Origin of the sequence: Paraburkholderia sp. RL17-380-BIE-A (genome assembly GCF_046028085.1) — a bacterium.
In the GTDB taxonomy this organism is placed as follows: Bacteria; Pseudomonadota; Gammaproteobacteria; order Burkholderiales; family Burkholderiaceae; genus Paraburkholderia.
Window position 1 is genome coordinate 182256 of record NZ_JARESQ010000004.1, and the last position, 21450, is coordinate 203705.

Annotated in this window: 18 protein-coding genes; 10 read left to right on the forward strand and 8 right to left on the reverse strand. The window is 63.4% G+C overall.

The genetic code is table 11. The annotated features are described in order from the left end of the window. The first annotated feature begins 16 nt into the window (after window positions 1-16). From P0D68_RS08260 to P0D68_RS08270, 3 genes are all read left to right on the forward strand, one after another. Window positions 17-1366, forward strand: coding sequence for an ATP-binding protein (locus tag P0D68_RS08260; RefSeq protein WP_007182020.1), 1350 nt, complete (start codon window positions 17-19; stop codon window positions 1364-1366). A 185-nt stretch (window positions 1367-1551) separates the two neighbouring features. Further along, window positions 1552-2100, forward strand: a complete 549-nt coding sequence (locus P0D68_RS08265; RefSeq protein ID WP_091794410.1) for a peroxiredoxin — start codon at window positions 1552-1554, stop codon at window positions 2098-2100. Window positions 2101-2178: 78 nt separating this feature from the next. Then, entirely contained in the window at window positions 2179-2703 is a 525-nt protein-coding gene (locus tag P0D68_RS08270) for a carboxymuconolactone decarboxylase family protein (protein WP_091794412.1), read from the forward strand. Window positions 2704-2761: 58 nt separating this feature from the next. Here P0D68_RS08270 and ispF read toward each other — a convergent pair whose 3' ends face one another. Continuing rightward, window positions 2762-3241 carry a 2-C-methyl-D-erythritol 2,4-cyclodiphosphate synthase gene (gene ispF, locus P0D68_RS08275; protein WP_408468259.1) on the reverse strand — a complete coding sequence of 160 codons (480 nt, stop codon included), beginning with the start codon at window positions 3239-3241 and terminating at the stop codon, window positions 2762-2764. A gap of 45 nt (window positions 3242-3286) precedes the next feature. Then, window positions 3287-4000, reverse strand: coding sequence for a 2-C-methyl-D-erythritol 4-phosphate cytidylyltransferase (gene ispD / locus P0D68_RS08280; protein ID WP_091794416.1), 714 nt, complete (start codon window positions 3998-4000; stop codon window positions 3287-3289). Between the two features lie 121 nt (window positions 4001-4121). Between ispD and mfd the strand changes: the two genes are divergently transcribed. The 4 genes from mfd to mscL all read left to right on the forward strand — a co-directional run bounded on the left by mfd (window position 4122) and on the right by mscL (window position 10632). After that, complete coding sequence (gene mfd / locus P0D68_RS08285; protein ID WP_408292883.1) at window positions 4122-7604, forward strand: transcription-repair coupling factor; 3483 nt, start codon at window positions 4122-4124, stop codon at window positions 7602-7604. 152 nt (window positions 7605-7756) lie between these two features. Next, a complete protein-coding gene (gene argE / locus P0D68_RS08290) occupies window positions 7757-9007 on the forward strand; it encodes an acetylornithine deacetylase (protein ID WP_408292886.1) in 1251 nt (416 codons plus the stop codon). 54 nt (window positions 9008-9061) lie between these two features. Then, on the forward strand, window positions 9062-10096 hold the full coding sequence (locus P0D68_RS08295) for a threonine/serine dehydratase family protein (RefSeq protein ID WP_408292889.1): 1035 nt from the start codon (window positions 9062-9064) through the stop codon (window positions 10094-10096). An 89-nt stretch (window positions 10097-10185) separates the two neighbouring features. After that, entirely contained in the window at window positions 10186-10632 is a 447-nt protein-coding gene (gene mscL, locus P0D68_RS08300) for a large conductance mechanosensitive channel protein MscL (RefSeq protein ID WP_091794425.1), read from the forward strand. A 101-nt stretch (window positions 10633-10733) separates the two neighbouring features. On the opposite strand, the gene P0D68_RS08305 is transcribed toward mscL, so the two are convergent. From P0D68_RS08305 to P0D68_RS08315, 3 genes are all read right to left on the reverse strand, one after another. Then, window positions 10734-12707 carry a hybrid sensor histidine kinase/response regulator gene (locus P0D68_RS08305; protein ID WP_408292893.1) on the reverse strand — a complete coding sequence of 658 codons (1974 nt, stop codon included), beginning with the start codon at window positions 12705-12707 and terminating at the stop codon, window positions 10734-10736. Between the two features lie 83 nt (window positions 12708-12790). After that, window positions 12791-13294 carry a response regulator gene (locus P0D68_RS08310; RefSeq protein ID WP_408184648.1) on the reverse strand — a complete coding sequence of 168 codons (504 nt, stop codon included), beginning with the start codon at window positions 13292-13294 and terminating at the stop codon, window positions 12791-12793. An 81-nt stretch (window positions 13295-13375) separates the two neighbouring features. Beyond that, entirely contained in the window at window positions 13376-14986 is a 1611-nt protein-coding gene (locus P0D68_RS08315; RefSeq protein ID WP_408292896.1) for a sensor histidine kinase, read from the reverse strand. A gap of 401 nt (window positions 14987-15387) precedes the next feature. On the opposite strand from P0D68_RS08315, the gene P0D68_RS08320 reads away from it, so the two are divergent. Then, window positions 15388-15882 (forward strand): hypothetical protein, encoded by a 495-nt coding sequence (locus P0D68_RS08320; protein ID WP_091794435.1) that lies wholly within the window; start codon window positions 15388-15390, stop codon window positions 15880-15882. A gap of 288 nt (window positions 15883-16170) precedes the next feature. Here the strand turns inward: P0D68_RS08320 and P0D68_RS08325 are convergent, their stop codons facing one another. Continuing rightward, a complete protein-coding gene (locus P0D68_RS08325; protein ID WP_408184646.1) occupies window positions 16171-16296 on the reverse strand; it encodes a hypothetical protein in 126 nt (41 codons plus the stop codon). Continuing rightward, on the reverse strand, window positions 16296-18815 hold the full coding sequence (locus tag P0D68_RS08330; RefSeq protein WP_408292900.1) for an AsmA family protein: 2520 nt from the start codon (window positions 18813-18815) through the stop codon (window positions 16296-16298). Before P0D68_RS08330 ends, P0D68_RS08325 begins: the two co-directional genes overlap by 1 nt. A gap of 201 nt (window positions 18816-19016) precedes the next feature. Here P0D68_RS08330 and P0D68_RS08335 point away from each other — a divergent pair, with 201 nt between their 5' ends. Further along, entirely contained in the window at window positions 19017-19745 is a 729-nt protein-coding gene (locus P0D68_RS08335) for an ABC transporter ATP-binding protein (RefSeq protein WP_408292903.1), read from the forward strand. Then, window positions 19742-20548 (forward strand): ABC transporter permease, encoded by an 807-nt coding sequence (locus P0D68_RS08340; protein ID WP_408292905.1) that lies wholly within the window; start codon window positions 19742-19744, stop codon window positions 20546-20548. The genes P0D68_RS08335 and P0D68_RS08340 overlap by 4 nt, the downstream gene beginning before the upstream one ends. Before the next feature lie 31 nt (window positions 20549-20579). Here P0D68_RS08340 and P0D68_RS08345 read toward each other — a convergent pair whose 3' ends face one another. Next, window positions 20580-21137, reverse strand: a complete 558-nt coding sequence (locus tag P0D68_RS08345) for a DUF6013 family protein (protein ID WP_091794443.1) — start codon at window positions 21135-21137, stop codon at window positions 20580-20582. Window positions 21138-21450 lie beyond the last annotated feature (313 nt).

Sequence of the window (21450 nt, forward strand, 5' to 3'; positions counted from 1 at the left end):
CAGATAAGAAGGGCCCATGCGGATCGACCGGCGCCTCCTGACGCTCGCGTTCGGTGGCCTTTTCTGGCGGACCTTCCTGTTGATCGCGCTGTTGATCGCAGTCAGTCTCGCCGCGTGGTTCCAGAGCTTCCGGGTGATCGAACGCGAGCCGCGCGCGCAGCGCGTGGCGTTGCAGCTCGTCGCCATCGTCAAGCTCACGCGCACCGCACTCCTCTATTCCGATCCCGACCTGCGGCGCGCCCTGCTGCAGGATCTGGAAAGCAATGAGGGTGTGCGCGTGTACCCGCGCGAAACCACCGACAAGTACAAGCTTCAGCCCGACGAGTCGCTGAACCGGCTGATCGAACACGACATTCGCGGCCGCCTCGGCGACGACACCGTGATCGCGCAAAGCGTGAACGACATTCCCGGCGTGTGGATCAGCTTCAAGATCGACGACGACGATTACTGGGTCGCGCTCGACCGCGATCAGCTCGACAATGCCACCGGTTTGCAGTGGGCGGGCTGGGGCGTGTTCGCGCTGGCGTTGTCGCTGTTCGGCGCGGCATTCATCACGAGTCTCGTGAATCGTCCGTTCGCGCGCCTCGCCATGGCCGCTCGCAAAGTCGGCTCGGGGCAATCGCCAGAGCCGCTGCCCGAACGCGGCATGGGCGTGGCCGCGGAAACCAATCGCAGTTTCAACCAGATGGTGCAGGACCTCGAACAGCTCGAGGCCGACCGCGCGCTGATGCTCGCGGGTATCTCGCACGATCTGCGCACGCCGCTCGCGCGGCTGCGTCTCGAAACCGAAATGAGTCCGTCGGATCAGGCCACCAAAGACGCAATGGTCGACGACATCGAACAGATGGACATGATCATTGGCCGGTTCCTCGATTACGCGCGGCCGGTACAACGCGTGCCGGAACCTGTCGACCTTTCCGTGATCGCAGGAGAACTGGCCGCGCGCATGCAGAGCGAAGACAGCATGCGGCTGATTACGCGGCTCGCGCCGTCGGCGGTGATCGAGGCCGATGAAACCGACATGCGGCGCGTGGTCGGCAACCTGCTGGAAAACGCGCGCAAATACGGCCTGAGCGACGGCGACGGCATTCCGCACGTGATTCTCGAAACGCGGGTGTCGCACTCACGGGTTGAACTGTCCGTGGTCGATGAAGGGCCGGGCATTCCAGAAGACCAACTGGCGCTTGTCACACGGCCGTTCTATCGTGTGAATTCGGCGCGCACCCAGGCGAACGGCACTGGACTCGGCATGGCCATCGTTCAGCGCCTCGTAGGCCGTTACCGCGGCGCGCTGCGCTTGCGAAACCGCACGCCAGGACCGGGGCTCGAAGTGACTATCGAGTTTCCGCTGGCCAAGGGTGTCTGAGCGCAACAGCCTCATCCGCCCTTTTCCGCCATCTGCCGCACTGGATAACAACTATTTCGATAATTAGTTAAAAACTATTGGATTAATAGATCAATAGATTTATAGTGAATTACGTGTAACGCGCTCGTCTGCACGAGCTGGTAGCCTCAACATGCTGTTTTTCCAACACACGAAGGAGCACTCGCATGAAAACCGTTGGCGATAAACTCGAAGCGTTCACCGTCACTGCTGCAAAGCCGGGCTTCAACCATCCTGAGGAAAACGGCGTCTCGGCGTTCGAAGACATCACGGAGCAGTCGTTCCCGGGCAAGTGGAAGATCATTTATTTCTACCCGAAGGACTTCACGTTCGTGTGCCCGACGGAAATCGTCGAGTTCGGCAAGCTGGCCAAAGATTTTGAGGAACGCGACGCGGTGCTGCTGGGCGGCAGCGTCGATAACGAATTCGTGAAGCTGGCCTGGCGCCGCGAGCACAAGGATCTGGACAAGCTGAACCATTACGCGTTCGGCGACGTGAAAGGCGAGTTGATCGACCAGCTCGGCGTGCGTGACAAGGAAGCAGGCGTCGCGCTGCGCGCCACCTTCATTGTCGATCCGGACAATACGATCCAGCACGTTTCGGTGAATAACCTGAACGTCGGCCGCAACCCGGAAGAAGTGCTGCGTATTCTGGACGGCCTGCAAACGGACGAGCTGTGTCCTTGCAACCGCGCAGTCGGCGGCGCAACACTCTAAACCGTGCTACCTGTCAAAAGCCCGCTAAGCTTGAACGAGCCGCGGGCTTTTTTATCGACGAACTGATAGGAGATCTCAATGGAATTCCTGGCTTCGATTAAGGCGCGTGTGCCTGACTATGCGAAAGACATCCGGCTGAATCTGGATGGGACGATCGCGCGCTCATCGCTCGAAGGCAATGACGCCGTCGGGGTCGCGCTAGCGGCCGCCTTCGCCGCGAAGAGCACGGTGATCGTCGACGCGATTCGCAATGCCGGCGTGTTGTCGCCGGAAGAGACCCAAGGCGCGCTGACGGCCGCTGCGCTGATGGGCATGAATAACGTCTGGTATCCGTACGTCGAGATGACGGAAAGCGCTGACCTGAAGTCGCAGCCGGCGCAGTTGCGCATGAACGCTTATGCGTCGCACGGCGGAGTGGATAAGCGGCGCTTCGAGATGTATGCGTTGGCGGCGTCGATCATCGGCAAGTGCCATTTTTGCGTGAAGTCGCACTTCGACACGCTGGTCGCCGAAGGCATGAGTTCCACGCAATTGCGTGACGTTGGGCGGATCGCCGCGGTGATCAACGCGACCGCGCAGTGCATTGCCGCCGAAGACAAGTAAGCCTCGATATGCGCGCAGTGCGATGCCGTTCCCGCTGCTGCGCGCGTTCTCAAACCAATCAGTTCTTGACCAGCAGAACCGCGGCCTGAGCCTCAATGCCCTCGCCTCGGCCCAGGTAGCCGAGCTTCTCGTTGGTCTTGGCCTTGACGTTGACGCGCTCGCCCGGCAAATCCAGGTCGGCGGCGATATTGGCGCGCATGCCCTCGATATGCGGCGCCAGCTTCGGCGCCTGCGCCACCACGCTGCTATCGACGTTGGCGATGGAGAAGCCCGCCGCCTTCACGCGCGCGACGCATTCGCGCAGCAAAACCCGGCTGTCCGCGCCTGCGAACTTCGCATCGGTATCGGAGAAATGGCGGCCGATATCGCCCATCGCGGCCGCACCGAACAGGGCATCGGTAATGGCGTGCAGCAACACGTCCGCGTCCGAATGACCGAGCAGGCCACGCTCATAGGGAATCGTCACGCCGCCGATAATCAACGGGCGTCCCGGCACCAGCGCGTGCACGTCATAGCCTTGCCCAATTCTGAAATCCATATGCGTCAAATCCTCAAGTCCGCTCGTTAAATTTGAAATCGCCCGTCATGAAGCCGCGGGTCGGCTGAGAATCGCCTCGGCCAGATCGAAGTCTTCCGGATAAGTCACCTTGAAGTTGCGCAAGCTGCCCTGCACCAGTTTCGGCGCATGACCCAGCCACTCGATCGCGCTTGCTTCGTCGGTCAGGTCGTGACCGTCGGCCTGCGCGCGCAGGATCGCCTCGCGCAACATGCCGATGCGGAACATCTGCGGCGTCTGCGCCTGCCACAAGCCGTCGCGCGCTTCGGTGCGCGCGATCCGGCCGTCGGTCGAGTTCGCGTCGATCCGTTTGAGCGTGTCCGCGACCGGCAAGGCCATGATGCCGCCCACCGCGTCGTCCTTCAGCGCGCCGATCAGCGTGCGGATCAGCGCGGGGGTAATGCCGGGGCGCGCCGCGTCGTGCACCAGCACCCAGTCGTCGTCGTGGGCGCCGAACTCGGCGAGCGCGTGCAGGCCGTTGAGCACCGAGGCCTGGCGCGACGCTCCACCGCTGCGGCGCACGGCGAAACGCAAGCCGCCGAAGCGGCGGGCGTCGAAATGGGCGTCATCAGGGGCGATCACGACGAGGGTTTGCGCAAACTCGCTGCAGGCGTCGAACGCCGCCAGCGAGTAATGCAACATGTCGCGGCCGGCGACAGTGCGATATTGTTTGGGCATCGCGGCGCCGGAACGGCTGCCGGTGCCTGCGCACGGAATCAGGGCAAATAGACGGGAAGTCACGAGTGCGGATGCCGCGAAGTCAAAGTAAAGGACGGATTTTATAATAGGTCCTTCGCATCCACGCCCCGACACGCGTAAACTTGCCGGTCACGTGTGAGCCTGAGGCCGCTTTTTCTCATCTATGCCAGACATCGCCGCATCATCGCAGTACTCCCCGCCCGTCGCGCTCGTCAAGGCCGGCCAGCGTTTCGCCTTCGACGGCACGCACGGCTCGTCCGACGCGCTGCTGATCGCCCGCTACCATCTCGCCTATCGCGAGAAGGTGCCGCTGCTCGCGGTCGTGTGCGAAAGCGCCGTCGATGCGCAGCGTCTGGCGCAGGAAATCGGCTTCTTCGCGCCCGAGGCGCGCGTGCGCCTGCTGCCGGACTGGGAAACGCTGCCTTACGATACCTTTTCACCGCACCAGGATCTGGTCTCGGAGCGTCTCGCCACGCTGCACGATCTGGGCGAAGGCCGTTGCGACATCCTGCTGGTGCCCGCCACCACGGCGTTGTACCGCATGCCGCCCGCGTCGTTCCTCGCGGCTTATACGTTCTCCTTCTCGCAGGGCCAGCGCCTCGACGAAGCCAAACTCAAGGCCCAGTTGACGCTGGCCGGCTACGAGCACGTGAGCCAGGTGGTGCGCCCGGGCGAGTACTGCGTACGCGGCTCGCTGCTCGATCTCTATCCGATGGGCTCGCCCTTGCCCTACCGGATCGACCTGTTCGACGACCAGGTCGACTCGATTCGCGCGTTCGACCCGGACACCCAGCGCAGCCTGTACCCGGTGAAAGACGTGCGCCTGCTGCCGGGCCGCGAATTTCCATTCGATGAAGCCGCCCGCACCGCTTTTCGCAGCCGCTGGCGCGAGACCTTCGAGGGCGACCCGAGCCGCGCGTCGATTTACAAGGACATCGGCAACGGCGTGCCGTCCGCGGGCATCGAATACTATCTGCCGCTCTTCTTCGACGAAACCGCCACGCTGTTCCACTATCTGCCAGAAGGCGCGCAACTGGCGTTCGTCGGCGATCTGGACGCGGCGATCAGGCGCTTTACCAACGACACGAAGCAGCGCTACAACTTCCTGTCGCATGACCGCGACCGGCCGATTCTGGAACCGCAGCGGCTGTTCCTGTCGGACGAAGATTTCTTCACGTTCGCCAAGCCCTTCGCGCGGCTCGCGCTGCCTGCCAACGCCGGCGGCGGCTGGTCCACTCCGTTGCCGAACCTCGCTATCGACCGTCACGCGGAAGACCCGGTAGCGGCCTTGCGCACGTATCTCGACACCACGCCGAATCGCGTGCTGTTCGCCACCGAATCGGCAGGCCGGCGCGAAACGCTGCTGCAGTTGCTCGCCGACAATCACCTGAAACCGGCGTCGAGCGACAGCTTCCAGGACTGGCTCACGAGCGACGAGCGCTTTTCATTGGGCGTCGCGCCGCTCGCCAACGGTTTTGCCGTGCCGGTCGACGGCATCGCGATCATCACCGAGACCGAGCTCTATGGTCCGCTTGCGCGTCGTGCGGGGCGCCGCCGCCAGGAACAGGCGAGCAACGTCGATTCGATGGTGCGCGATCTGTCCGAGCTCAAGGTCGGCGATCCGGTCGTGCATTCGCAGCACGGCATCGGCCGCTATATGGGCCTCATCACCATGGATCTCGGCGAAGGCGAGACCGAGTTTCTGCACCTCGAATACGCCGGCGACAGCAAGCTGTATGTGCCGGTCGCGCAGTTGCACGTGATCTCGCGCTATAGCGGCGCCGATCCGGAAAGCGCGCCGTTGCACTCGCTCGGCTCGGGCCAGTGGGAAAAAGCCAAGCGCAAGGCGGCGCAGCAGATTCGCGATACCGCCGCCGAATTGCTGAACCTGTACGCCCGTCGCGCGCTGCGCGAAGGCCATGCATTCGCACTCGAACCGAAAGACTACGTGAAGTTCGCGGAGAGCTTCGGCTTCGAGGAAACGCCGGACCAGGCCGCCGCGATCGCGGCCGTGATCGGCGACATGACGAGCGGCAAACCGATGGATCGGCTCGTATGCGGCGACGTCGGCTTCGGCAAGACGGAGGTCGCGTTGCGGGCCGCGTTCATCGCGGTGATGGGCGGCAAGCAGGTGGCACTGCTCTCGCCCACCACGCTGCTCGCCGAACAGCACACGCAAACTTTCAGCGACCGTTTCTCCGACTGGCCGGTGCGGATCGCCGAACTGTCGCGCTTCAAGTCGACCAAGGAAGTCAACGCGGCGATCCAGCAGATCAACGAGGGCACGGTCGATATCGTGATCGGCACGCACAAGCTGCTCTCGTCCGACGTGCAGTTCAAGCGGCTGGGCCTCGTGATCATCGACGAGGAACACCGTTTCGGCGTGCGCCAGAAAGAAGCCCTGAAGGCGTTGCGCGCCGAAGTAGACGTGCTTACGCTCACGGCCACGCCGATCCCGCGTACGCTCGGCATGGCACTCGAAGGCCTGCGCGATTTCTCCGTGATCGCCACCGCGCCGCAAAAGCGCCTTGCGATCAAAACCTTCGTGCGCCGCGAAGAAGACAGCGTGATTCGCGAAGCCATGTTGCGCGAGTTGAAGCGTGGCGGCCAGGTGTACTTCCTGCACAACGAAGTCGAGACGATCGAGAATCGCCGGCAAATGCTCGAAGCGTTGGTGCCCGAAGCGCGTATCGCGGTCGCGCATGGTCAGATGCATGAACGCGAACTCGAACGCGTGATGCGCGACTTCGTTGCGCAACGCGCCAACGTATTGCTGTGCACGACGATTATCGAAACCGGCATCGACGTGCCGAGCGCCAACACGATCCTGATTCACCGCGCCGACAAGTTCGGTCTCGCGCAACTGCATCAGTTGCGTGGCCGTGTGGGCCGCTCGCACCACCAGGCGTATTCGTATCTGCTGGTCCACGATCCGCAAGGGCTCACCAAGCAGGCGCAGCGCCGCCTCGAAGCGATCCAGCAGATGGAGGAACTCGGCTCGGGCTTCTATCTGGCCATGCACGACCTGGAAATTCGCGGCACGGGCGAAGTGCTCGGCGACAAGCAATCGGGCGAGATTCACGAGATCGGCTTCCAGCTTTATACCGACATGCTGAACGACGCCGTGAAGGCGCTCAAGGAAGGCAAGGAGCCCGACCTCACCGCGCCGCTCGCCGCGACCACGGAGATCAACCTGCATGCGCCGGCAATTTTGCCAGCGGACTATTGCGGCGATGTGCAGGAGCGTCTGTCGCTCTACAAGCGGCTGGCTAATTGCGAACACAACGATTCGATCGACAGCATTCAGGAAGAGTTGATCGACCGTTTCGGCAAGCTGCCGCCGCAAGCGCACGCGCTCGTGGAGACGCATCGTTTGCGGCTTGCCGCGAAGCCGCTGGGCATTTCGAAGATCGATGCCGGCGAAGCCGTGATCGGCTTGCAGTTCATTCCCAATCCGCCAATCGACGCGATGCGGATCATCGAGATGGTGCAGAAACACAAGCACATCAAGCTCGCGGGCCAGGACAAGCTGCGTATCGAAACGCGCAGCCCCGATCTTGCGGTACGTGTTGCCACGGTCAAGGAAACCTTGCGCGCGCTCGGCACTCCGAGCCGCGGCACGGCCGCCAGTGTCGCCGCACGCTGAGGCTGCGGACCGCGACGGCCTGGCGCCGCGTTGAAAAACCGTGGTACGTGTAGCATTTTTCGTTCATGCTGCGGTGCGCAAACGCGCACCGCAGCGTACGGACGGGCTTTTTTTTGGGTATGATCGAAAGACTCAAATGCCGGAGTCTTGTCATGTCGCACGTCGCTGAATCAGCGCAGTCTTCCCCTTCTCCCGACTCTGTTTCGAATCCCGCCTCCTCTGCGTCACTACCCGCTTCACTGCCTTGGGTCACCCGTCTCGTGTCGATGGACACGGTCAGCCGCAATCCGAATCTCGGCCTGATCGAAATCGTGCGCGACGAACTGCGCGCCGCTGGTATCGAGGCCACGCTCACGCACGACGAAAGCGGCAAATGGGCCAACCTGTTCGCGACGATTCCCGCACACGACGGCGAAACGAACGGCGGCGTGGTGCTGTCGGGTCACACGGACGTCGTACCCGTGGACGGCCAGAAATGGGACAGCGATCCGTTCAAGCCGGAAATTCGCGGCGACAAACTCTACGGCCGCGGCACCTGCGATATGAAAGGCTTTATCGGCGCGGCGCTCGCGCTCGTGCCGGACATGCAGCGCACCAAACTCGCCAAGCCGATTCACTTCGCCCTGTCGTTCGACGAGGAAGTGGGCTGTGCGGGCGCGCCCCTACTGATTGCCGACCTGATGAAGCGCGGTGTGAAGCCAGACGGCTGCATTGTCGGCGAGCCGACCAGCATGCGGCCCATCGTGGCACACAAAGGCATCAACGCCTACCAGTGCTGCGTGCGCGGTCAGGCCGCGCACTCGTCGCTCACGCCGAAGGGGTTGAACGCGATCGAATACGCCGCGCGTCTGATCTGCTACATCCGCGACATGGCCGACCAGTTCCGCGAGCAAGGCCCGTTCGACGAACTGTACGACGTGCCCTTCACCACCGCGCAAACCAGCACGATCGTGGGCGGCAATGCGATCAACACGGTGCCGGCCGAATGCAAGTTCCAGTTCGAATTCCGCAACCTGCCCACGCTCGATCCCGAGCCGATTTTTGCGCGCATCGATCAATACGCGCGCGAAACGCTGCTGCCGAAAATGTTGCGCGAGCATCCATCGGCGGCGATTGAGATTACAAAGATTGCCGCTGCGCCCGGCCTCGATTCGTCTGAACAAGCCGCCATCACGCAACTGGTGCGCGCGTTGACCGCCGATCAGGACAAGCGCAAGGTCGCTTACGGCACGGAAGCCGGTCTCTTCTCGCTGGCGGGGATTCCGAGCATCGTATGCGGTCCGGGCAACATCGAACAGGCGCACAAGGCCAACGAATTCGTCGCGCTGGATCAGCTGGTGGCGTGCGAGCGCTTCCTGCAGAAATTCATTCACAGCATGTCGGTCGACGCCCACGCGCACTGAAACCGAGCCGCCTGAAAACAGTCTTACTCATACCGACTTTCGTACACCCACGCCATGTCAACTGCCGCGCCGCAACACACCGACCATACGATCGACGGCGAGCCGATCCCCACGCTCGACGACATCGCCGCGCAGCACTTTGCGTTGACGCCGTGGGTGACGCGAACGCCGGTATTCGACAGGGTGGACTTTCCGTCGCTGGAAGGCACGCTGGTGAATTTCAAGTTCGAACTGCTGCAGGCGGGCGGCAGCTTCAAGGCGCGCGGCGCGTTCACCAATCTGCTCGCACTCGACGAAGCCCAACGCAGCGCGGGCGTCACGTGCGTGTCGGGCGGCAATCATGCGGTGGCGGTCGCGTATGCGGCCATGCGCCTTGGCATCAGCGCCAAGGTCGTGCTGTTTCGCGCGGCCAATCCGGCGCGCGTGGCGCTGTGCCGGCAGTATCGCGCCGAGATCGTATTCGCGGAGAACATTGCCGAGGCATTCGAACTGGTCCGCCGCATCGAGGCGGAAGAAGGCCGCTATTTCGTGCATCCGTTCAACGGCTATCGCACGGTGCTGGGTTCGGCCACGCTCGGCTACGAGTGGGCCACGCAAACGCCCGATCTCGAAGCGGTGATCGTGCCGATCGGCGGCGGCGGCCTCGCCGCCGGTGTCGCGACGGCCATGCGGCTCGCGAATCCGAACGTGCATATCTATGGCGTGGAGCCGGAAGGCGCGGACGTGATGGGCAAGAGTTTCGCCGCCAATCACACGGTCAAGATGGGCCAGATGCACGGCATTGCCGATTCGCTCATGTCGCCTCACACCGAGGAATACAGCTACGAATTGTGCCGCCGTCATGTCGATCAGCTCGTCACGGTATCCGACGACCAGTTGCGCGCGGCGATGCTCACCTTGTTCGGACAACTGAAGCTTGCCGTCGAACCGGCCTGCGCGGCAGCCACCGCCGGCTTGCTCGGCCCGCTGCGCGAACAGTTGCAAGGCAAGCGCGTGGGCGTTCTGTTGTGCGGCACCAATACCGACCCGGTCACATTTGCAGCGCATATCGAGCGCGCGCGGCATAGCGAGTCACTGTTTCCTCAATAAAGAAACAAACGTCGCGTTCCTGGCCAAAAGACTAGCCTATCCTTCTCAGGTTGGTATCATTCGAACATCGACTTCTGGGAGGAACCTCTATGAGCATGGTCAAGGAATTCAAGGAATTTGCCCTCAAGGGCAACGTGATGGATCTCGCGGTCGGTGTGATTATCGGCGGCGCGTTCTCCACCATCGTCAATTCGATTGTCAAAGACCTGATCATGCCGGTTGTCGGGGTTGCCACCGGCGGCCTCGATTTCTCCAATAAGTTTGTTCGCCTCGGCGACATTCCTCCCAGCTTCAAAGGCAGCCCCGAGTCGTATAAAGACTTGCAAACGGCGGGCGTCGCCGTATTCGGTTATGGCTCGTTCATTACCGTACTGATCAACTTCCTGATTCTCGCGTTCATCATTTTCCTGATGGTCAAGTTCATCAACAATCTGCGCAAGCCGGCTGAAGCCGCACCGGCAGCACCGCCGCCGACACCGGAAGACGTGCTGCTGCTGCGCGAAATCCGCGATTCGTTGAAGAACTCACCGCGTTAAACGTTCCGGCACGTCAGCCGCCGGCAAAGCAAAAGGCCTGTTGCGAGTCAATCGCAACAGGCCTTTTTCATATCGTGAGCCGATGCGCGCGGCGCGCACCCTCAAATCTCTTTCTGCTCCTTCCGACTGACCGCGCCTTCGATCATCGTCTCGAGCTGGCTGAAATTGACAGGCTTGGTTAAATGCGAAGTAAAGCCGGCACTGAGGCAACGACGCACGTCTTCGTCGGTGCCGAAGCCGGTCAACGCCACCGCGGGCGCGTCCGAGTGTTCGCGGAACGCCTTGATGAAGTCGAGGCCCGTGCCGTCGGGCAAACCCACGTCGCTGACAACCAGATCGAAATTCTGCACTTGAGTAGCGGCCAGCGCGTCGTCCACCCGGCCCACCGTCGTCACCTCGTGGCCGAGGCTGCGAATCAGTTGCGCCATGACCTCGGCGGTGTCCACGTGATCTTCGATCAGCAGGATGTTCAGCAAACCGGCTGGATGCACCGCGTCCGGCACCACGACGGGTGAAGTCACCTCCGGCGGCATGGCCGTCGGCAAGGTGATCGTGAAGGTTGCGCCGCAATGTGCGCCGGGGCTTTGCGCGGTCACCGTGCCGCCGTGCACGTCGGTCAGCGCCTTCGTGATCGCGAGCCCGAGGCCGAGGCCGCCGAACTGCCGCGTCATGTTCTGGTTGCCCTGCTCGAAAGCATTGAACAGTTTGCCGATCTGCTCCGGCTCGATGCCGATCCCCGTATCTTCGACCGAGATCTGCACATGCATGCGTTCGTCGCGCGTGCGTACGTAAATATGGCCGCCGTCCGGCGTGAACTTGGCGGCATTGCGAATCAGGTTCCACAGCATCTGTTGCAGCCGGGCGCGATCGGCCAGCACGTAATGATGCCGGGCGTTCTTGTGAACATGCACGTCCTGCTCCTTGACCTGGATCTCGCTGCGAAACAGTTCGAGCACGCTGTCCATCACGTCGTGCACGTCGACGGTTTCCAGCGTGAGGCGCAATTTGCCGTTCGCCACTCGCGTCAGGTCGAGCAGGTCGTCAATCAGCCGCGCTTCGAGTTCGACGTTGCGGCGGATCATGCGCACGCTCGCGCGCGCCTGATCGGGCAGCCCCGGAATCATCTCCAGCACGCTGGCGCCCGCGAGCACCGGCGTGAGCGGCGTGCGCAATTCATGCGACAGCATGGCCAGAAAGCGGTCCTTGGCGCGGTTCGCTTCTTCGGCAATCTGGCGCGCGGCCTGCTCCGACGCGAGCAGCCGCTCGCGCTCCTCGATCGCCTCGCGCTGCGAATGAATGTCCGTGCAACTGCCGAACCATTTGCTGATGTTGCCTTCGGCGTCGCGCATCGCCACCACCCGGGCGTCGAACCAGCGGTATTCGCCGTCGTGGCGGCGAATCCGCAGCTCGTGCCGGTAGTCGCCGGCGTTGCCCGACACCGCCTTGAGCCAGCTCCGGCGAATCGCTTCGCGGTCGTCCGGATGCACGGCGTCGAGCCAGGCGAGACCATGCGAGCTGCCTTCGGCAAGGCCCGTGTAGTCGTACCACTGCTTCGACAGAAAATCGCAGTCTCCCGCGGCGTTGCAGGTCATGACAAGGTGCGGCAACGCCTCCGACAAGGTGCGGTAATGCTGCTCGCGATCGCGCAACAGCAAAGCTTCGTCCGACGCTCGCTGCAGACGCACTTGCGAGAGCACCCGTTCGACGGCTTCGGGAAGGTAATCGAGGTAATCGCCGGATTTCGGCACCACGTCCGACACGCCCGCGCGCAGCGCTTCAATGACGCGCGATTCGTCGGTAAAGCCGGTCACGAGGATGGCGGGAATCCGCACGCCTTCCGCGCGCAACCGGCGAAAGAAGTCGAGGCCGGTCTCCGGCCCGCTGAGTTGATAGTCGAGCACCAGCAAATCGGGGCCGCCGCCCGCGAGCCGCTCACGGGCCGCGTCGACGCCGGCGCAGATGGCGACCCGGCAGCCGGCGCGCTCGAGCGACTTGCGCGCGAGCCGCAGGATGCCTTCGTCGTCATCGACGACGAGCACGTAGGCGGCATGCTGCGTGGACACGTCTTCGGTCATGCGGAGTCTTCTCTGGCTAGGATCTTCAAGTGGTCTCTATCTTGTCACGAGCGGCTTTCGGCCACCTTCATGCGAGTGTTGCATTACGGCGCCGCGAGGCGCTGCCCGGACGGCAGTTTGACCACTTGCAGGAAAAACCCGAGGCGGCGCACGGCTTCGATGAACGCATCGTATTCGACCGGCTTCGTAATGTAGACGTTGCAGCCGAGTTCGTAGCAGCGCGCGATTTCCCGCGGATCGTCGGTGGTGGTCAATACGATCACCGGCACGGCGGCCGTCTGTGGCGATTCTTTGAGACGTCGCAAGACTTCGAAGCCGTCTACCCGCGGCATTTTCAGATCGAGCAGGACGACGAAATTCATCAGATCTTCGCGGGCGGGGCAAGATTTGCCCGCCTGGTCGACGCCGGCACTCGCGGCGGCGTCCGCCGGCGCCGGGCCGAAGAAATAATCGAGGGCCTGCTGGCCGTCGTGAAAGCGCACGAAACCGTTCGAAATGCCGGCACGGCGCAAATTGCGCTCCACGAGCGTGGCGTGGCCGTCGTCATCTTCGATCAGAACGATGCTGACCGTTTCCCCGTGACTCATATGCTCTCCGTGCTGAACGATGCGTGGATGCCCGCCCGTGATTATCTTCGCTGCCGCCGCGTCTGCGCGCTCATGTCATGTTCAAAGGCGTGCGGGCTGTTCCGGCAATACGACGAAAAAGGTCGAACCCGCGCCTTCCGCCGATTCGACCCACACCCGCCCGCCATGCCGCTCCACCATGCGCCGCACCACCGCGAGGCCGATGCCGTCGCCTTCGGCGACGTCGCCGTGCAGGCGCTGAAATGCCCTGAACACTTTCGACATATACGCAGCCGGAATGCCGAGGCCGTTGTCGCGCACATAATACGTGCGCATGCGCACCGCGCGCGGCTCCGTGTCCTCGACCGGCTCGGGTTCCAGCGCGCCGACTTCGATGCGTCCGTTGCGCGCCGGATCGAGATAATTCAGTGCATTGCCGATCAGGTTGCTGAAAATCTGCTCGATCGCGCCCGGGTCGCCCCATGCGGGCGGCAGCTCGCGCACGGTCACCACGGCCGAGCGTTGGCCAATCACGCCTTGCAGCGCGTCGACCACCCGGCCCACCACGCGCCCGACGCTCACGCGCTGCCACTGATATTCGAGCCGGCCGGCGCGCGAGATCCGCAACAGCGCGTCGATGATGGCGGCGGCTTGCGTCACCGCGGTGCGCAAATAGTGCAACGACTCGCGCACGTCGCCATCGAGAATATGCACCATGCGTTTATGCTCGGCTTCCGGCAACCTGGCCGCCTCGACGACGCTATCCAGTTCGTTACAGGAGACCTGCAACTCCTTCGAGAAACCTTGCAGATTCACCAACGGCGAGCGCAGATCGTGCGACACGCTGTAGATGAACATTTCATTGTCTTGCGTCTCCTGACGCAACTCCTCATTGACGCCGGCCAGTTCACTCGCGCGCGCTTCGAGCCGCGTTTTCAACGTGGCCTGCTCAGCCTCGGCCTCGCGCAGACGCGTGCCGGTCTGATGCAGCACCCTGTCGAGCGCGGCGATTTCATCGCTGCCCGATAACGGCGCGGCGAGCGTGCGCCCACTGCCCAGACGCTCCGCGTTACCGGTCAACACTTCCAGCCGGCGGCCGATGCTGCGCGCAAACACCACTGCGGTGGCCGCCCAGATCAGCATCGAGCCCAGCACGGCGCCGATCAGCGCGTATTGCTGACGCGCCCGCCGTCGCGCGAGCGCCGCCGAGCGGTCCGCGTCGAGCCGCGACGCTTCGTCGCCGAACGCCGCGAGTTCCTCGCGAAATAGCGCGATCTGCTGCGGCAACGCGCCGGTCTCCAGCGCGGCGAACGAATTCGGCGCGTGCCCCGCATGCAGCGCCTGCGAGATCGCGACAGTCTGCGCGCGATAGGCGTCGATCGCCCGCTGCATCTTGTGCACGCGCTCGACCTGTTGCGGCGCATCGGCAACCAGCACTTCGAGCTTCGACAGACGATCGCCGAGATCGACCCAGACGGTGTGACGGTCGATCAGCGATGCGTCGCCGATCACCATGGCGGTGCGAACCCGCGCCGCCTGACGCAACAACGGATCGACAATGGCCGACGACTGATAAAGGATCTGCTTGCTGTTGGTAACCCACTGCGCGGCCTGCGCTGTCTGCTCCTGGGTATCGAAGACGACGCCGAGAAGCGCCAGCTCGACCGCGCTTGGCACGGCGATCAGCAGCAGACCCTTCGTGAATAGTTTCATGTTCGCCCGAAGGGTCGCAAAGGGTCGCTCCGGCCGCGGCGCTCGCAAAGCCGGCCATGCCGCGCCGCGCTGGCGGCCTTGGCGGTGACGGGATCGGCGAGCATGGCGCAGTGCAGCCGGACGGGCCATTATCGACGTGAATTGGAGATATTTCAACGTAGCGGCAAGATGCGCTCGCCCACACAAAAATGACTTTTTTATTGGTATGAGATGTTTTTTCCGCGCCTCGTGCGTCTATGATGGAAACAGATGTGCTGGGAAGCGAAAGCGCGCGGCGAGGCGGTTCGGCATGATTCGTGCGGGAGGCGGTGGGGCGGCGCAGTCGTCGAATCACCGTGAATCCGGCCTTGTCGTATGCTATAAAAGATCGACGTGCGGCGCGCGAAGCCGGGAGTGGTCGCATGAGGACGCTGCGTTTCTTGCAATTCTTTTTCAGGCGAATTTTTATGTCCTTCCCGAAAAAGCGTAGACGCGCGAAGGTGGACGGCGATGAGTCGTTCCTCGCGGTACTACGGCATTTCAAGCCGTTCGGTCAGCTCGACACCAAAATTGCGCGCGCTCGCGCGCAAGACGAGCCGGTCCTTTATGCGCACGTGCTGCCTGGGCTCGACGTCCTCTTGTGCAGTGTCCGTGGCGCACAACCGCCCTATCCGGCTCCCGCCGAATTGCGGCGCCGCTGCATCGAATCCATTACCAATGCACTGGAGCAACCGCTCGACGGGCTCGAGAACGGCGGTTACTGGTATGAGGCGGATGGCTTCGGTTTCCTGGTGTTCGCCAGCCGGGCTCGCGGCAAGATTCTCACGGAATTCGGCGCGACCCGCATTGGCGGCGCCCGTCGTGGGGTTCGCCGTCAGGACGCGGCCGGGGATGCGGCTCCGCGATCGCTGCGATAGACGGCTGCGCCCGACCTCAACGGTGGACAATCAAGTTCGCAACGCCAGCGCCTGATCGTGGATTAGATCAGGTGCTGGCGTTGTGTCGTTCCGCGTTGTGTCGTTCTCCGCTGTGTGCCGGTTGCGTCGTTCTCCGCTGTGTGCCGGCTGCGTCGTTCCGTCACGTGGTCGCGTTACGACATTCCGTGACGTCATGACGTGACGCTTAAGTCGCCTCATTGCCGCTTCTCATTCGACCCGCGCAACGAGCCGGCCCAATCGCGTCCACGCATGCCGCACTCGCCGATCTCATTTCGTCGCGATGTCATCCATGCGGCCGCGCACTGGCGGCACGCTGATCAGCCACAGAAAAATCAACGACAGGCCGCCGCCCAGGCTCCAGCTCAACCACTCCGCAGGCAGAACGAAAGGCATCAGCTCCCCTTGTATGCAGCCGCGCTAGCCGGCGACATCACCGCCGGCTTCTTATCCGCGGCAGCGGGCGACGATGCGCCACCCGAAGACTTGTTGACCGGCGCGCCATCCAGAGAAATAGCGGCCTTCGGCTGCTGCTTCACGCCCGGCGGCGGCGCCGTCGGCGCCTGCCGGACCTGCGCCAGCAACTGGTTGCATGGCAACGGCTTATTGTTGCTCGGCGCGAGCAACGGAATCAGCGCCGCGAACGGATTGATCAAGCCGAGACCGACGGCCGCGCCGCCGCGCAAAGCGAGCGCGGCAGCGTTCACGCCAACTTGCGGATCCTTGAAGGTGCCTTTCACATAGAGCGGCGAGCGCAGCGAGAATACCCGGAAGCCCTTGGTATGCGGATGCACGCCCAGGTCCATCGACTCGTCGCGCAGATTCACATTGCCGTCGATGTCGATCACCGCGTCGTCCGTATCGAGCGCGAAGACACGCGAATCGAGCACGCCATTGGTGGCGACAAAATCGGCGGCCGCGCAGTTGATCTTCACGTCGCGATTGCCGAACAGCTTTTCATACACGACGTTCGCCACGTTCAAGCCGGCCGCTTCCATCAGCAGGCGGCTTACCGTGCCGTCCGTCACCAGCGCCTTCACCTCGCCGTTCGAGGTGGCCGCGAGCGCGGCCGGCGAATTGCCCGTCGCCGTCAGCGCGGCGTCGCCGTTGATTTCGCCGAGCGCGTTCTGCATCGTCTTGAAGTTCGGGAACAACTGCTTGAGCTTGAGATGCCGCGCCGATGTGGCGAAACGGCCCTTCAGCGGCGTCGCACTGCCGTCCAGATGGACGTCCGAAGCGAGCGTGCCGCCCGCCACGCCGAACTTCAACGGCTCCAGCGAGAGCACGCCGTCGGTCATCACGATATGCGTGTACAGATCCGTGATCGGCAGATTGACGTCCTTGACGATGCGCCGGCCGGTGAACTTCACGTCGGCGTCGATCGCCTTCCAGCGGTCGGTGCGGAATTCTTCGACCGGCAGCGCCTTGTGGGAAGGTTGCGCCGTTGCGTCGCCGCGCTTGGCCTTGCTCGCGTTCGAATCCGCGCCGATCACCGGCGCCAGATCCGAGAATTGCAGCAGATGCGAGACCAGTTCGCCCTGCAACAGCGGACGCGGTTCACGCGCGGTATAAGTCAACGAGCCGTTCAGATCGCTGCCGCCGACCCGGCCTGTAAAATTTTCATACTTGAAGACGCTGCCGCTGGACTTGAACTGGCCGACGAAGCGTCCTTCGGTCGCATACGGCGGCGTGTCGGGAAGGGTCACGCCCGTCAGCGAATAGAGACGCGCCATGCTGTTGCCTTGCAGCCAGAGGCGCAGATCGACCGCAGCAAGATGCGCCGGGTCGGTGATCGTACCGACGAGACCGACATGCAGATCGCCCGCCTTGACATCGGCCTGCACCGGGAACGGCCGGTTTGCGTCCTGCAACGCCAGCACGCCGCCGACCTTACCGCTGCCCGACACCGGCGTCTTGTTGTAAGTCCCTTTGACGGTCCAGCCGATGGCGTACGGTGGAATCTCCCGTTTCGCTGCTGCCTGAGCCTCGGCACTGCTTGCACCGCTTGTACCGCTTGCTCCGCTCACACCCGTAGCCGGTGCCGACGCCACGACCGCGTTGCTCGCGCCCGCGCCAACGGCAGCGCTGGCGCCTTTCGAGCCGCCCGCGACCATCGCACCCGAGGCGCCCGTGGCCGCCGTCGTACCCGACGCCGTGATATCCGTGGCCGATGCGCCCGAGGCCGCCGCTGCGGAAGCCGCTGCGGCTTCTGATGCCGCTTGCGCATTCGCCTGCGCGGTCAGCTTGTTCGCGCCCGACTTGCCGATCGCTTCCGCCGACGCGCTGCGCGACGCCGCTTCCTGCTGCTTCATCGCCTCACCGATCGGAATCGGCTGACCGAGCGTATCGACGACCATCTGCAAGTCGACTTTCTTCTGCTGATCGGACAACGCAATGTTGCCCTTGGCGAAAGCGATATCGTGCAGATCGAGTTTCCATTCGGAAGGCCCGCTGGACGAAGCCAGTTTGAAGGTCCAGTTGTTGCGCCCGTCGAGCAGGCGCTCCAGGTCCACAGAGGGATTCACGAGGTTGATCGCGGGAATCACGATATCGTGCGCGAGCAGCGGCAATACCTTGACCTGGAAGTCGATCTCGTCGAGCGTGGCGAATTGCGGCTGCCTGGTCCAGTCCGGATTGCCGACGGTAATGTTGGCCGCCGAAAAACGCGGCCAGGGCACCCAGCCGCGCCAGCCGGTCTCGCCCACCGGATGCCGCCAGCCCACTTTGAGGTCGCCGTTAATGGCGAACGGCCTGCCGATCGCCTGCGTGACTTTGTCGTTGATATAGGGCCTTGCCCGGTTCCAGTCGAAAGTCAGGATGAAAATGGCCAACGCCACAATCAGAATGACGATGATCGCCAGCAACCATGCGATGATTTTTCCGATCCGTCTTCCGATCGTGCTCGACACTGCCATTGATAGGCTCCGCTGTTGGTTCCAGGTTGATCACCGACCAGCACGTTGCGTGCCCGCTGCGTGGCCGTCAAGTGCTAGTGCATTGCCGTTTTATCATGCTGCACCGCCGGCCGCGCATTCACTGCGGGAACGGTTGCTAACGAGTCATTACCCCATCACCGCGAGCTTCGACCTCATGCATTGCCTATTACGGTCCCACTTATGACCGACGTCCCTTTGGTTTTCGCTGACGGCATCGCGCGGCGCGATGCCGTGCGCGGCCAGACGCTGCTGCAACCAACCACCTTCGCGTTGCATGCGGGCGACCGCGTCGCGGTCACCGGGCCGTCCGGTTCGGGCAAGAGTGTGTTCCTGCGCGCCCTCGCCCTGCTCGATCCGCTCGATGCGGGACGCATCATGTGGCATGGCGCGGCGGTGGAACGCGCCGCCATACCGCGCTACCGGCGCAACGTCGCGTATATCCGGCAGCGGCCCGCGCTGCTCGACGGCAGCGTGGAAGACAACCTGCGCTATCCGTTCGAACTGCGCGCCTATCGCGACGTGCGTTTCGATCGCGCGCGCGCCGCGAGCCTCGCCGCTCAGGCCGGCCGTGGCAACGACTTTCTCGACAAGAGCGCCAGCGAACTGTCCGGCGGCGAGGCGCAGATCACCGCGCTGATTCGCGTGTTGCAACTGGCGCCCGAGGTCCTGCTGCTCGACGAACCCACCGCCTCGCTCGACCCGGAGTCGTCGCGCGCGATCGAAGGTCTGGTGCATGCCTGGTTCGACGCCGATCCTCTACGTCATGCGTCGATCTGGGTATCCCACGATCCGGCGCAAGCCATCCGCATGAGCGAGCGGCACCTGGTCATGCGCGCGGGCGTCCTCGGCGAAACGGCGCGGCAGGAAGAGCCGACCGAGCGTCACGATCATCCGGAGTTCGGCCAATGACATTGCAAAACCTGAGTCTCTGGGATGTCGCGATTGCAGCGTTGCTGATCGTCGTGAACGGAGTCGTCTCGGTCGCGTTGAAGCTCGATCTCGAACGCAAGCTGGCATGGGCCGCCGTGCGCACCGTCGTACAGTTGCTGGCGATCGGCTACGTGCTCGGCTGGGTGTTCCGTTACGACCGTTGGTACGTGGTGCTGCCGCTCATGATGCTGATGACGCTGATCGCCGGCTTCGCGGGCGCGCAGCGCGGCAGCCGCACCTATCGCGGACAACGCGCAGACAGTGTGCTGTCGATCTGGATCAGTTCGTGGCTGGTGGCCGCGGTCGGGCTGTTCGTCGTGATCCGCATTCACCCGTGGTACGAGCCGCAGTATGCGATTCCGATTCTCGGCATGATCCTCGGCAATACGCTGACCGGCGTGTCGCTCGGTATCGAACGGATGACCGAGGAGTTGACCGCGCGGCGCGACCGCGTCGACATGGCGCTCGCGCTCGGCGCGACGCGTTGGGAAGCCGCGCAGGCGCCGGCGCGGCAAGCGGTGCGCGCGGGCATGATGTCGACGCTCAATCAGATGGCCGTGGTCGGCGTGGTGAGCCTGCCCGGCATGATGACCGGCCAGGTGCTGGCCGGCCAGTCGCCGCTACAGGCCGTGCGTTATCAGATCGTGATCATGTTTCTGATCGCCGCGTCGTCGGCCCTCGGAACGGTGGGCGCGGTACTGCTCACGTACCGCCGGCTCTTTTCGGCGGAGCACCGGTTTCTGTCCGCGCGGCTCGTGGAGCGGACCGCGGCGCGGCGTTAAGCGCGCCCGCCTGCTTTTGCGCGCGCCCCACTCAACGCTTCGCGCTGATCGCGATTTCCGTGCCGTCGCTGAGCGTGAGCGTTTTCGTGCTGCCGTTGACAGGCATCGTGAATCGCACGATCTGACTGACGCTGACGTCGTTCGGACACTTGAGCGTTTTGCCGCCGCTCGTCACTGATTTCACGCCGTGCGGTGTCTGTGCCTGGAAGCTCAATTGCACGGTTGCGGTGCCGTCAGCGGCGACGACCGGCGCAAAACGGATCTGGGTCTGGCGAATCATCGCGCCGTTGGTATCGAGCGGCAGCGACGCGTAGTTCGGGCATGCATCCGTGGCGGGAACCGGGCCGCCAGGCGGCACAGTCTTCCACGTGAAGTCATCCGATTCGCCGGAGCGGATCGTGCGGGTTTCCTGCGAATTGCCGAACTGCTTTGACGTGACGCGAACCGTGTAGCGGATCGGGCCGTCGAGGGCGGACTGGGACGTGACCGTGATCGGCGTGGCCGCGTGGGCCGCCGGCACCAGCATGCCGGGCGCGAGCACGCAAGCGAGAGAAGCGACAACTGAAACGGCGGAGAGTCTGAAGCTCATACTGTCACCTCGTTGTTGTGCCGCTGCGCGCTCGCTTCAGCACGACTGCCCACGCACCGCGTGACTGGATGAAGCCGGTCGATGCCTGGCCAGCCGGGGCTGCGAGACACGCAGCTGTTTTAGCATGATGCCCCGTCAGTCTAACGCCAAGCGAAGCCGCGCGCGCTGCCCGCGAATCGGGTGTTAACCCGCTTGCGGCAACGCGTTTTCTGCGCGCGTGGCCGCACAGGCACGCGCGAGCGCACGCCGCGCCGTTCTGCTACAAATCGTCACGCACGCCGCGAGAACGCGCCGCTTGACCTACCTCAAATGA

Coding starts and splice junctions, on each gene's coding strand:
- P0D68_RS08260 (WP_007182020.1), top strand. CDS start 17: ATGCGGATCGACCGGCGCCTCCTGACGCTCGCGTTCGGTGGCCTTTTC.
- P0D68_RS08265 (WP_091794410.1), top strand. CDS start 1,552: ATGAAAACCGTTGGCGATAAACTCGAAGCGTTCACCGTCACTGCTGCA.
- P0D68_RS08270 (WP_091794412.1), top strand. CDS start 2,179: ATGGAATTCCTGGCTTCGATTAAGGCGCGTGTGCCTGACTATGCGAAA.
- ispF (WP_408468259.1), bottom strand. CDS start 3,241: ATGGATTTCAGAATTGGGCAAGGCTATGACGTGCACGCGCTGGTGCCG.
- mfd (WP_408292883.1), top strand. CDS start 4,122: ATGCCAGACATCGCCGCATCATCGCAGTACTCCCCGCCCGTCGCGCTC.
- argE (WP_408292886.1), top strand. CDS start 7,757: ATGTCGCACGTCGCTGAATCAGCGCAGTCTTCCCCTTCTCCCGACTCT.
- P0D68_RS08295 (WP_408292889.1), top strand. CDS start 9,062: ATGTCAACTGCCGCGCCGCAACACACCGACCATACGATCGACGGCGAG.
- mscL (WP_091794425.1), top strand. CDS start 10,186: ATGAGCATGGTCAAGGAATTCAAGGAATTTGCCCTCAAGGGCAACGTG.
- P0D68_RS08305 (WP_408292893.1), bottom strand. CDS start 12,707: ATGACCGAAGACGTGTCCACGCAGCATGCCGCCTACGTGCTCGTCGTC.
- P0D68_RS08310 (WP_408184648.1), bottom strand. CDS start 13,294: ATGAGTCACGGGGAAACGGTCAGCATCGTTCTGATCGAAGATGACGAC.
- P0D68_RS08315 (WP_408292896.1), bottom strand. CDS start 14,986: ATGAAACTATTCACGAAGGGTCTGCTGCTGATCGCCGTGCCAAGCGCG.
- P0D68_RS08320 (WP_091794435.1), top strand. CDS start 15,388: ATGAGGACGCTGCGTTTCTTGCAATTCTTTTTCAGGCGAATTTTTATG.
- P0D68_RS08325 (WP_408184646.1), bottom strand. CDS start 16,296: ATGCCTTTCGTTCTGCCTGCGGAGTGGTTGAGCTGGAGCCTGGGCGGC.
- P0D68_RS08330 (WP_408292900.1), bottom strand. CDS start 18,815: ATGGCAGTGTCGAGCACGATCGGAAGACGGATCGGAAAAATCATCGCA.
- P0D68_RS08335 (WP_408292903.1), top strand. CDS start 19,017: ATGACCGACGTCCCTTTGGTTTTCGCTGACGGCATCGCGCGGCGCGAT.
- P0D68_RS08340 (WP_408292905.1), top strand. CDS start 19,742: ATGACATTGCAAAACCTGAGTCTCTGGGATGTCGCGATTGCAGCGTTG.
- P0D68_RS08345 (WP_091794443.1), bottom strand. CDS start 21,137: ATGAGCTTCAGACTCTCCGCCGTTTCAGTTGTCGCTTCTCTCGCTTGC.